General features: G+C 59.0%; 11 protein-coding genes and 1 tRNA gene. 7 read left to right on the plus strand and 5 right to left on the minus strand.

Annotation, left to right across the window (positions count from 1 at the left end; genetic code table 11):
* Nucleotides 1-81 precede the first annotated feature (81 nt).
* Both ACFR9U_RS21250 and ACFR9U_RS21255 read left to right on the plus strand, forming a co-directional pair.
* A complete protein-coding gene (locus tag ACFR9U_RS21250; protein WP_247380962.1) occupies nucleotides 82-1,479 on the plus strand; it encodes a transposase in 1,398 nt (465 codons plus the stop codon).
* 145 nt (nucleotides 1,480-1,624) lie between these two features.
* Nucleotides 1,625-2,185 carry a DUF2703 domain-containing protein gene (locus ACFR9U_RS21255; RefSeq protein ID WP_247380959.1) on the plus strand — a complete coding sequence of 187 codons (561 nt, stop codon included), beginning with the start codon at nucleotides 1,625-1,627 and terminating at the stop codon, nucleotides 2,183-2,185.
* Between the two features lie 48 nt (nucleotides 2,186-2,233).
* Here the strand turns inward: ACFR9U_RS21255 and ACFR9U_RS21260 are convergent, their stop codons facing one another.
* The 3 genes from ACFR9U_RS21260 to ACFR9U_RS21270 are packed head-to-tail and all read right to left on the minus strand — an operon-like array spanning nucleotide 2,234 to nucleotide 4,254.
* Nucleotides 2,234-2,686, minus strand: a complete 453-nt coding sequence (locus ACFR9U_RS21260; RefSeq protein WP_282594382.1) for an arsenate reductase/protein-tyrosine-phosphatase family protein — start codon at nucleotides 2,684-2,686, stop codon at nucleotides 2,234-2,236.
* Nucleotides 2,687-2,696: 10 nt separating this feature from the next.
* A complete protein-coding gene (arsB, locus tag ACFR9U_RS21265) occupies nucleotides 2,697-3,863 on the minus strand; it encodes an ACR3 family arsenite efflux transporter (RefSeq protein ID WP_282594381.1) in 1,167 nt (388 codons plus the stop codon).
* Complete coding sequence (locus tag ACFR9U_RS21270; protein WP_247380954.1) at nucleotides 3,856-4,254, minus strand: ArsR/SmtB family transcription factor; 399 nt, start codon at nucleotides 4,252-4,254, stop codon at nucleotides 3,856-3,858. Before ACFR9U_RS21270 ends, arsB begins: the two co-directional genes overlap by 8 nt.
* 138 nt (nucleotides 4,255-4,392) lie before the next feature.
* Here ACFR9U_RS21270 and ACFR9U_RS21275 point away from each other — a divergent pair, with 138 nt between their 5' ends.
* The 4 genes from ACFR9U_RS21275 to ACFR9U_RS21290 all read left to right on the plus strand — a co-directional run bounded on the left by ACFR9U_RS21275 (nucleotide 4,393) and on the right by ACFR9U_RS21290 (nucleotide 7,207).
* The gene (locus tag ACFR9U_RS21275; RefSeq protein WP_247380952.1) at nucleotides 4,393-4,815 is read left to right on the plus strand and encodes a RidA family protein; all 423 of its coding nucleotides are present in this window, start codon (nucleotides 4,393-4,395) and stop codon (nucleotides 4,813-4,815) included.
* Between the two features lie 768 nt (nucleotides 4,816-5,583).
* On the plus strand, nucleotides 5,584-5,826 hold the full coding sequence (locus ACFR9U_RS21280) for a thioredoxin family protein (RefSeq protein WP_247380950.1): 243 nt from the start codon (nucleotides 5,584-5,586) through the stop codon (nucleotides 5,824-5,826).
* A 7-nt stretch (nucleotides 5,827-5,833) separates the two neighbouring features.
* Nucleotides 5,834-6,763, plus strand: a complete 930-nt coding sequence (locus ACFR9U_RS21285; protein WP_247380948.1) for a permease — start codon at nucleotides 5,834-5,836, stop codon at nucleotides 6,761-6,763.
* A gap of 63 nt (nucleotides 6,764-6,826) precedes the next feature.
* Complete coding sequence (locus tag ACFR9U_RS21290; RefSeq protein WP_247380946.1) at nucleotides 6,827-7,207, plus strand: ArsR/SmtB family transcription factor; 381 nt, start codon at nucleotides 6,827-6,829, stop codon at nucleotides 7,205-7,207.
* A 245-nt stretch (nucleotides 7,208-7,452) separates the two neighbouring features.
* Here ACFR9U_RS21290 and ACFR9U_RS21295 read toward each other — a convergent pair whose 3' ends face one another.
* Nucleotides 7,453-7,887, minus strand: coding sequence for a low molecular weight phosphatase family protein (locus ACFR9U_RS21295; protein WP_247380943.1), 435 nt, complete (start codon nucleotides 7,885-7,887; stop codon nucleotides 7,453-7,455).
* A 504-nt stretch (nucleotides 7,888-8,391) separates the two neighbouring features.
* Between ACFR9U_RS21295 and ACFR9U_RS21300 the strand changes: the two genes are divergently transcribed.
* A complete protein-coding gene (locus tag ACFR9U_RS21300) occupies nucleotides 8,392-9,795 on the plus strand; it encodes a permease (RefSeq protein ID WP_247380942.1) in 1,404 nt (467 codons plus the stop codon).
* A gap of 624 nt (nucleotides 9,796-10,419) precedes the next feature.
* Here the strand turns inward: ACFR9U_RS21300 and ACFR9U_RS21305 are convergent.
* Nucleotides 10,420-10,494, minus strand: a tRNA-Met gene (locus ACFR9U_RS21305).
* Nucleotides 10,495-10,624 lie beyond the last annotated feature (130 nt).

Raw genomic sequence — 10,624 nt, forward strand, 5'->3', positions numbered from 1 at the left:
GACACGCCGACGAGCAAACCACCAGACACAGATCGGATGCGACCCGAATGTTTATTCTGCTCCTAGCCAAAGCACACCCCTGTGAGCGACCGACCACAACGGACGAACACGTACACTGCGTTGCCGGAGACTGACCGGTATAAGCAGTGTCTGTTCGACTGGTTGGCCGCCCATGCCCCACTCTGGAACCAGATAACATACCGTCGGAGACAGGCATACTTCAGCGAGGACGGCGACGTGTGGGATGCTGACTACACCGACCTCTACGACGACTACGCGCCTCTCCTCGGGAAAGCAACGTGTCAACAGGTCGCTCGCAAAAACAGCGAGGCGTGGCGGAGCCACTTCCGACTCCTCGACACATACCACGACGAGTCAGATACGACCGTCACCGAGAAACCCAGCCCACCTGGGTACTGGGGGACCCGAGACGACGGCTACGAGTTGCACGGCCTCGTCAGAAACGACTTGTACTCGTTCGACTGGGACGAAGACACGAGTACGCTGGAGTTCGGTGTCGGAGACGTCCTCGAAGACAGATACGACTTCGACCACAACGAACGCATCACCCTCGACGTTCGTGGCAACCCACAGTGGGACGGTGACGATAGCCGATTGGAACTCATCTACGACGAGGCGGCCAACACACTTCGTGTCCAGCATCCAGTTCGCATACGGCCAGACACTGTCCACGAGCAACGACTGGATGCATTCACTCACACACTCACACCCGAGAACACGACTCGTGCAGCCGCCATCGACGTGGGTGCCAACAACACACTGGCGCTCGTCACCGAGCAGGGCGACACCAGCGTGTATCACGCCCGTCCCGAATTTGATCGGTTCCAGACCCTGACAAACAGGATTGCTGCACTGCAATCTTTGCTCCCAGCCGCCCAGTATACGAGCAAGCAGATTCAGCGTCTGTACGACGAACGCAGTCGGAAACGCGACCATGCGTGCGACGCGGCGGTGAAACACGCTGCCGACTGGCTGCTCGAAAACAACGTTGAGACGGTATACGTCGGAGAGTTGACCGACGTGCTGGAAACGCACTGGGCAGCAGACGTGAACGAGAAAACCCACGCGTTCTGGTCACATCGACAACTGGTCGAACGGATCAGACTCACGTTCGAAGACGTCGGTATCACTGTCACAGAAGTCAGTGAACGTGATTCAAGCAGTGAGTGTCCCGCCTGTGGCAGTGACGCCGTCACGCGTGATGGTGATTCGTTTCGGTGTCAGACCTGTGACGTGGACGCACACAGTGACGTTGCAGGGGCGTGGAACATCCTTCAGCGAGAAGTTGGGCCGATGGCTCGGCCCGCCGCCCTCGGTGCTGGACGCCCGAGGGACGCACCCGGTCCCGGGGCGTACTGGCAGTGGAATGGACACGACTGGACACCTACGACGTGGGAACAGTCGAGTCCGGTTGACCAACCCAGCGTCGGCAAACCCGCAAGTTCACAGCCGGGGTAGACCACACTGGCCGGGTCGCCCACGGAGGAATCCCACGATCTTCAGTCGTGGGAGGAAGTCAATCTGGGTGGTTTCGATACGCTAACCTCGTTTGTGTCTGATTACTGAACAATATATGTGCCGCCGAGCCATATCGTGAGATGCAATGAACGATCCCACAAACAGCGAAAGCGTCTCGATTGTCCAGCCAGCGGCCGAGAAGTACACGCGGCGGACGATCACCGTCGATCTCCTCTATCTCGACAACGAGTCCTGCGACCGATGTCAGGGGACTGAAGATGCACTCGAAACGGCGCTCGAACGGATAGAGCCGATTCTCGATGCGCTGGACGTCGGCATTACCGTCAGAGATATTCACGTTTCGTCGCTGGCGGCCGCCGAAGCGACGCAACTCGCCGTGTCGCCGACGATCCGCATCGATGGCCAGGACATCCAGCCAGACTATCTCGAAAACACGTGTGAATCGTGTGGTGACATCTGTGAGTGTGAGGGCGACGTCGACTGTCGTCTCTGGCGGTACCGTGGTGAGGAGTACACGACAGCCCCCGTCGACCTCCTCGTCGAGGCGCTCGTATCGGCTGTTGCCCCGAACCAGCGACAGCTCAACAGGTCGCGTGAGAAGCAAGCCTATCAGCTCTCGTCCAATGTGGAGGGCTTTTTCACCGGCACGGACGACGACGAATCGGACTGTGGGTGTGGCTGCTGAGTTGCAAAATCGGGGAGAACGCTCTCAACCTTCAGTCGTGGGAGGAAGTCAAGATTCGTCTGCTGCGTCGAGTTCGTCGACCAGATCGCTCACTCGTCGCTCGATCTCGTCGCGGATCGCTGCTACCTCTGCCGGTGATTTCCCGTCTGGATCGTCGAGGTTCCAGTCTCGATTCTCGCCTGCCCACCCGGCCGGACAGACGTCGTCGGCCGAACAGCCCATGGTGATGACGTAATCGCTGGCTTGCGTCTCCTCGAAGGTGATTTCTCGGGGAGTTCGATCGGCGATGTCGATGCCGACATCGTCCATCGCCTGCACGACTTCGTCGTGGACGTGGTCAGCGGGTCGGGTGCCACCAGTGAGGATCTCGACGTTGTCTTCGAGATCTCTCGCGGCCACTTCCCGTTGGCCGAAGGCGGAGGCCATCTGTGATCGGCCTGCGTTCTGGACGCAGACGAAAGCGACACGAGTCGGGTCGTCGGAGTCGGGTGCTGAAGTCATCTTCTCGAGGTCAGTCGTCGTCGGGGACTTGATCTGGGGTGGCTGTGTCGAGACTGCCGGTCGTGGCACCGCTCCAGTCGAACCTGCGCTGGAAGTACAGCGCGACGTTGACCAGCGCGAGCAACACCGGCACCTCGATCAGCGGGCCGACGACGGTCGTGAAAGCGACGCCGGAGCCGACGCCGAACACAGCGACGGCGACGGCAATCGCGAGTTCGAAGTTGTTCGAGGCGGCCGTGAAGCCGATGGCCGTCGTCGTCGAGTAGTCCGCGCCGATTCCTTTGCCCATGCCGAAGCTCACGAGGAACATCACCACGAAGTAGATCGTCAGCGGCACGGCGATCAGGAGCACGTCACCGGGCGCGGCGACGATGTTCTCGCCCTGCGTGGCGAACATCACGATGACCGTAAAGAGCAACGCGATCAGCGTCAGCGGATCGATCTTCGGAACGAATTCCTCATCGTACCACGCCTCGCCCTTCGTGCGCGTGCCGATGTAGCGAGTGAGGAATCCACCGGCGAAGGGGATGCCGAGGAAGACCACGATCGCCTCGAACACCTGCATCGGCGTCACGTCGAACGTCTCGATCCCAGCCACGAGCGTCTCCATCCCGAGCAATGGCGGGAGGAACAGGCCGAAGAACCAGACGTAGACACCATACGTGATGATCTGGAAGAGGCTGTTGAACGCGACCAGGCCGGTGACGTACTCGGTCGATCCCTCGGCGAGTTCGTTCCAGACGAGCACCATCGCGATACACCGCGCCATGCCGATGAACACGAGGCCCAGGAAGTACTCCGGTCGCGCCGGGAGTCCGGGGACGAGCCCGCTGAAAAAGATCACGGCGAGCCCGAACATCAGCGTCGGACCGATGAGCCAGTTCTGCACCAGGCTGAGGCCAAGGACGCGCCAGTTGCTAAAGACCGCCCTGAGCTGGGAGTAGTCCGCCTTCGCCAGCGGCGGATACATCATGGCGATGAGGCCAATCTCGACGAGGTGGAACTCCTGAATCGGCTGGGTCACCGACGGCGCGACGAAGCCCAGGCCGACGCCGACAGCCATCGCCCCGAAGATCCAGACGGTGAGATACTTGTCGAGGAAGTCCATCGACCGCGGGTCGCCACAGCTCTCGCACCCGCAGTCCGGGCCGTGTTCGTGTGCGTCGGCGCTACTCATCCGTGGCAACTCCGTCCAGGAGGGTCAGCAGGGAGACGGCAACGTTCGAGGCGCGGTACTTCCGCCAGCGGCCGTCCTTCCGGCGCGTGACCAATCCAGCGTCAGTCAGATTCGAGAGGGCGTGACTGATCGCGCTCTCGCTGGCGTCGACCATCGCGTTCAGCTCACAGACGCAGAGTTCCCCGTCCGCAGCCACGAGCAGGCGAACGAGCTTGTACCGGGTTTCGTTCGCGAGCGCAGCCAGGACGTCGAGGTCAGCGCTGATTCGGTCGGCGGAGAGAACCGCTTCGAGCGTATCGAGTTCCTCCATGCGGTCCTCGACGTCCTCGGGACGACAGTCCTCGAGTTCGTCGGTGAGGTACCGCTGCAGCCGTTGCGTCGCTGTTGACATTAACACCAGTTGAGTGCTGGCTCAATTAATACTTGTGATAGATAGTCGATCCTGGCGAATAGAAGCACTATTCGAGTTGGTACCCATATATCGAGAATAGACGTTACTACTATATATGTTCAGGAGTTCAATTGAAATATGAAACAGTCAACTGAATTTCAGGAACAGATGCAGTCTCGCGCAAGTGCGCCGAGTCGCAAGCAACGGGCTGGGACAGCCCATATCGGCGGCTATGGCCAGAAGACCGGGAGCTCCGACCTCATATTCGTCGAAGGGCAGCTCCCGACGACAGACGGCGTCATCGACGGAGATTCCTCCGCAGCGGAACAGATGCAGCGTTGCCTCTCGAATCTCCGGACGACGCTCAGCGAGCACGGGCGCACTCTCGACGACGTGCTCAAAGTGACGGTATATCTGACCGATCTCGACCAGTACGAGGCGGTGAACGACGCGTATCAGGCGGCCTTCGACGAACAGCTCCCGGCGCGTGCCGTCGTCGGCGTCTCAGAGCTCCTCGGCGGCGCGAGCGTCCAGGTCGATGCGGTCGCCGCCATCGAGTGAGCGACGCCTCGACTGCCGACCAGTACAACCGTTTCTGTCGAGTTAGCTTTCGTCGAACAATCAGAAGTGGGCACCGAGCTATTGGACGGTAGCACCGTTCGCGGACTCGTCTGTGGTCGCACACCCGCTCCCGCCAGAACAGTCCGCGAACTCGCTCAGGCCGTACATCTGCTGGAGTGATCAGACGAACTCTCGCCTTATTTCAATTAGTTCGTGCGTGCTCGACGGCCACATCGTGGGTTCGACATGTTTGGCAGCGAATCCATGGTATTCGAGTATCGTAAGCCAGCGCGAAAGCATGGTCACCGTGATTCCGTCGAACGACCGCTGCCGACACACCCCACTCGGCCGAAACTGGCGCCCAGTGGTCGCCCTAGTACGCCCATATCGAGATAGACGGATATCAACGAGCCTGGATGTTCTCGGTTTGGCGTGTATTCGTCGTCAATTATTCCCGATTGTGCCACTGTCCGACGACGGATCGGGAGCTCACAATAGACTCTCACCGCACTGAATACGCCAGTCTCGGCGCGTAACATCTCTATCTGGTACTGTCGTAACGACAGTTCTTTCAGCTCTGCCCATCGATCGAGCGGATGTATAGATCGGGAATCTTCGAAACGTATTTGTGTCGAACCGACTTTCATCGATATGTATGGTCGAAACGATGATCGAGATGGTCACAGCAGAGTCCACAGAAACGCGGTCAGCGGTGGAGAGCGGCGTCCACACTCGTGCCGCTGCAATTGCGAACGTCGGAGGTACTCTATGAAGATCACGATCTACGGTCCAGGCAATTGCAGCAACTGCACACAGCTCAAAGAGAAAACCCAGAACGTCGTCGATGAGCACGGCTTCGACGCGGACGTGGAGAAAGAAGGCGACACGATGAAAATCGCGGAGAAAGGCATCATGTCGACGCCGGGGTTCGAGATCGACGACGAGATGGTGTTCGCTGGCTCGAACCCGCCTGAAGCAGAGCTCAAAGAGTACATCGAGGAGCGGCTGTAGGCCACCGATGGTTTTCGAGCAGTTCGCGACGTACGTAGTCAATGCGCTGGGACTCACGGGCTCGCTCAGAGCGGCAGTGCATTTCTGGGTGTACGACACGCTGAAGATCACGGCGTTGCTCGTCGCTGTGATCTTCGGCGTGGGCTACCTGCGAACGTACTTCCCCCCGGAGAAGATCAAGGCCTATCTCGCGGGCAAAAGGGCGATCACGGGGTACTTCCTCGCGGCGTTGCTCGGGATCGTCTCCCCGTTTTGCTCGTGTTCGACGATTCCCATCTTCCTCGGGATGGTCGGCGCAGGCATCCCGTTCGGGATCACGATGACGTTCCTCGCGGTTTCGCCCATGATCAACGAGGCCGCGCTCGTGGTGTTGCCGGGAGTTGTTGGACTGAAGTTGACTGCGCTCTACGCAGTGAGCGGGATCGGGATCGGCATGACCAGTGGGTACGTCCTCAACAAGGCTGGGTTCGACAAGTACATCAAAGAGTTCGATTTCGGCGAGTCGGACGTCGATATCGAGGAACCCACGCGGAAAGAGCGAGCGAGACAGGCCTACGTCGAGGCGAAAGACATCATCACGGACATCATGCCGTACGTCGTCGTCGGCGTCGGACTTGGCGCAGCTATCCACGGCTTCGTCCCGCAGCAAGTCGTGTCGGCGTATCTCTCGGGGCCGTTCGGCGTCGTCGGCGCGGTCGCGGTCGGCGTCCCGATCTACACGAACATCCTCGGCGTGATCCCCGTCGTCGAATCGCTGATCGGCAAAGGATTGCCAATCGGGACCGGCCTGGCGTTCATGATGTCAGTCGCCGCGCTCTCGCTGCCGCAGTTCATGATCCTGAAGAAAGTGATGAAGAAGGAACTCATCGTCTCGTTCGCAGTCACGGTCGCGTCCGGTATCCTGGTAATCGGCCTGCTGTTCAATCTCATCATCTAAGCGGTCAGGCGGTGCTGGAGAGATAGCATCAAAAGCATGGACGTCGAAGGAGCACACTAACGGATGGCTGACTCAGTCCCCGAATCGGCACGACAGACGCTAGATCGGCTCTACGAAAACCCGGACAACCGGTTGACGTCGCTGTTCGAGCTCACGCCGGACGACGAACAGGTGAACGCCCAGCTCCCAGTGTTCAAAGCACTGGCAAACGAACACCGAATTCGCATCCTCGAAGCGCTCAGAGACGGTGAGTTGTGTGCATGTGAACTCCAGGTCGTGCTCGACGCGCCACAGTCGACGGTCGCCAGTCACCTCCGAGAACTCAAAGACGCGGGCCTGGTTAACACGCGCCGACAGGGAAAGTGGACGTACTACAGAATTGGCGACACCGCTGTACTCCAGTTACTCGATATCGCCGAGGCCCTCGCCGAGAGCACTGACTGATCCCAGCCAGGTGCGTTCTTCTCCTGTGGGGCGACGACAAGTGACGGATTCCCCCTGAGAAGTGTAGTTGTCATATATAGTGATTTTAGCGCAACCGCAACTAGGTGTGCCATGGTACCTGGCAACGAGACACGGACCGGCTTTCTGTGTGTCCATACTGCAGGTCGCAATCAGACGGCCGAACCTTTCGCCGAACGTGAATGTGCAAGCGAAGTCTCGACGGCGCTGTCGCTCGAAGAGTCTACTTATTGGGCAACTTCGCTTTCGATCTCGTCGAACAGATCCGTGACACGCTGTTCGATGTCGTCTCGGATTGTGCGGACCTGGTCGAGATCCTGGCCGTCAGGATCGTCCAGCGCCCAGTCCCGGACGTCGATATCTTCTGCGTCGAGTTCGAGCGTCGAACAGCCCATGGTCGCAACAACGTCACACGATTCGAGTTCTGCCGTCGAGACTTCCCGTGGCGTCCGGTCCGAAAGGTCGATATCGCGTTCGTTCATCACCGTCACGACTTCCTCGTGGACGCTGTCGGCCGGGTGCGTCCCGCCCGTGATGATCTCAACGCTGTCTTCGAGTTCTCGGCGCTCACGTTCGCGTTCGGCAAACGCCGTCGACATCTGACTGCGACCAGCGTTCTGTACGCATACGAAACCGAATTTCACCGTCGGATCATCTGCCATGGACGTCTCATTCGGCGTCGCTGGCTTTATCGCTCCTATGAGAACTATATGATTCTCAATATTTCTCAATACGGCGGACAGAACACGGACTCTCTGCGACGCAGGGAGCGACTGCTGTTAGTCGTCAGATTGATCGACGAGAGGTAGCCAGCGGTGCCGGTGCCCGATTTCGAAAAGGGGTTGAGCTGACTGGGGGAGAGTTGGCCCGTGTTACGAAGTGTTCGGAGTCTCACATATACTAGTACGTTGGCATAGTTTACCCGATTGTGCCTCGGATTCCAAAGTAATCACGGGGCCACGACCGAACAGCATCAATCTCGTGTCCGTAGTTGTCTGGCGACCGCAGCGTTCCGCTCCCCAGTGGGACGACCGTGGGTTGCCGATCTGACCGAGTGACTAAGCGACCAGTGTACAATCCAAACTTCGAATCGTGTGTCGAGGGGGCGTGCTCACTTTGGTTTCCTAACGGCAACCGGCAAAGTCTCCGGCAGCGAGTGTCTAGATATGCAAGCCACTCTCGTCGACGGGATCTTCGAGTCCTTGCGGATCGGCGTTGGCTTCCTCTGGACGGCGGCCTGGGCGATCATCATGGGACTGGTCATCACCAGTCTGGTCCAGGTCTACGTCTCGAAAGAGCGCATGGCACGAGTCTTGGGCAGCGAGAACCTCAGTGGCCTCACCAAGGCGATGCTGTTTGGGGCCGCGAGTAGTGGCTGTAGTTTCGGCGCCGTCGCCATCGGCAAGGGGCTGTTCAAGAAGGGTGCTCACGTAGTGAACGTCCTGGCGTTCATGTTCGCCTCGACGAACCTCATCGTCGAACTCGGGCTGATGATTTTGATTCTACTCGGCTGGGAGTTCCTCGTCGCAGAACTCCTCGGTGGCGTCATTCTCATTGCGGTGATGGCAGTCATCGTCCACCTGACGCTGCCCGAGAACCTGTTCGAGCAGGTTCGGGAAGAACTCGCCGAGCGCGATCACGACCAGGGCGTTACCGAAGACCCGACCTGTGGGATGGAAGGCACGGACGACTATTCGCTCACGACCGACGGCGATGAAACCCTCAAATTCTGTTCGGCGGGTTGCATGGAGACCTACCAACAAGAGGTCGCCAGTAGTGGGAGCTGGCGCGAGGAGTTGCTCTCGTGGGGTGGCTGGTACAAACTCGGCAACCAGTACCGCAAGGAGTGGTCGATGATCTGGAAGGACGTCGTCGCGGGCTTTCTCATCTCGGGGTTCGTCATCGTGTTCGTCCCACAGCGAGTGTGGAACGCGCTCTTCCTCCAGGGCGATGGTCTGCTCGTGAGCGCGGAGAACGCCGTGATGGGCGTGGCGATCGCGGTGCTGAGCTTCGTCGGGAGCATGGGCAACGTCCCGTTCGCCGTCGCGCTCTGGGGCGGTGGCATCAGCTTCGCTGGCGTCATCGCGTTCGTCTACGCCGATCTCATCACGGTTCCTGTGCTGAACGTCTACCGCAAGTACTACGGCTGGACGGTGATGGCGTACATCCTCGGCGTCTTCTTCGTGACGATGGCTTTCACCGGCTTTCTGATGGAGGAGTTGTTCAGTGCACTTGGCATCGTCCCCAATCTCGCTGGCGGACAGACGGCCACCGAACAGACGTATTTCGAGTTCAACTATACGTTCTACCTCAACCTGATCGCGTTCGCCCTCTCGGGAATCCTCCTGTACGTCTACAGACGGGGCCTCGGCGCACCCGGCCAGTATCGCGACCCCGTCTGTGGGATGCGAACTGACGACAGCGGCCCGAGTCTTACCCACGACGATGAGACGTACTACTTCTGTTCGAACCGGTGTAAGGAGTCGTTCCAGAAGCATCCGGCCGAGTTCTCACACAAACACCCCCAGGGTTCGGGTACAGGACCCGCCGGCGGGCACGACCACCATTGAGGGCCGGTCGTGGGTGAACGCGCGCCGTTCACTGTCTCACTGACGAGGGGTTCACGCAGCGACACTCGTGATCACAGCGCAGCGAGTGACGGGATTCCATCAGCCAATTGGTCTTCTTCGAGTTGTTGACACCACTCCTCGAAGCGAGGTGTCGGAAATGTCACGAGAGTCGTCATCGCAAAGGTCACCACAGCCGGACTGGGATCGTTGATAACCTGGCAGGAACCTTCCAGGAAATTACCCGCCTCAACGCCGTACGCGCCTCAAAACAACTGGCTGATAACTGTGGAAGGTTCGTATGTTCTTCGCTAGTACTCTCGTTGTTTGGCCTCTAGTAGCAAATCTGAGTCCTCTATCGACTCATGCCTTCCACAGCGACGAGACGCTTTGGCGAGTTGTTCGCCGAAAAATAGCGGGCGGTGGATTTGAACCACGTGAACGTCGGTCGCTTCGCACCCTCGTTCCCAGGTTCTAATCCACGCAGCTAAGTTCGTCGCTCACGATTTGTGAGCGACAGAATATAGCGGGCGGTGGATTTGAACCACGGTCGTTCCGTGATACTCCACTCCCTGCTTCAACTCCACACAGCGATTTCGTCGCTCACGATTTGTGAGCGACAGAATATAGCGGGAGGTGGATTTGAACCACCGGTCTGCGGGTTATGAGCCCGCCGGAATCTCCTGGCTATCCCATCCCGCTACTACTGTCGAACTGTGGTGAGCGTATAAGCATTCGGAAACGATCCAGCGAACACGCTACTGGTGTGCGTTCGAAATGAACCGACCCACACCCGGCCGCTGCCGGATGAGGGTCGAAGGTATGAATGGAG

Source organism: Halorientalis brevis (assembly GCF_042678165.1).
Taxonomy (GTDB): Archaea; Halobacteriota; Halobacteria; order Halobacteriales; family Haloarculaceae; genus Halorientalis; species Halorientalis brevis.

Excerpts from the sequence above, each read along its gene's own strand:
- ACFR9U_RS21270 (WP_247380954.1), bottom strand. The coding sequence starts at position 4,254 with ATGTCAACAGCGACGCAACGGCTGCAGCGGTACCTCACCGACGAACTC.
- ACFR9U_RS21275 (WP_247380952.1), top strand. The coding sequence starts at position 4,393 with ATGAAACAGTCAACTGAATTTCAGGAACAGATGCAGTCTCGCGCAAGT.
- ACFR9U_RS21260 (WP_282594382.1), bottom strand. The coding sequence starts at position 2,686 with ATGACTTCAGCACCCGACTCCGACGACCCGACTCGTGTCGCTTTCGTC.
- ACFR9U_RS21300 (WP_247380942.1), top strand. The coding sequence starts at position 8,392 with ATGCAAGCCACTCTCGTCGACGGGATCTTCGAGTCCTTGCGGATCGGC.
- ACFR9U_RS21290 (WP_247380946.1), top strand. The coding sequence starts at position 6,827 with ATGGCTGACTCAGTCCCCGAATCGGCACGACAGACGCTAGATCGGCTC.
- ACFR9U_RS21255 (WP_247380959.1), top strand. The coding sequence starts at position 1,625 with ATGAACGATCCCACAAACAGCGAAAGCGTCTCGATTGTCCAGCCAGCG.
- ACFR9U_RS21280 (WP_247380950.1), top strand. The coding sequence starts at position 5,584 with ATGAAGATCACGATCTACGGTCCAGGCAATTGCAGCAACTGCACACAG.
- ACFR9U_RS21285 (WP_247380948.1), top strand. The coding sequence starts at position 5,834 with ATGGTTTTCGAGCAGTTCGCGACGTACGTAGTCAATGCGCTGGGACTC.
- arsB (WP_282594381.1), bottom strand. The coding sequence starts at position 3,863 with ATGAGTAGCGCCGACGCACACGAACACGGCCCGGACTGCGGGTGCGAG.
- ACFR9U_RS21295 (WP_247380943.1), bottom strand. The coding sequence starts at position 7,887 with ATGGCAGATGATCCGACGGTGAAATTCGGTTTCGTATGCGTACAGAAC.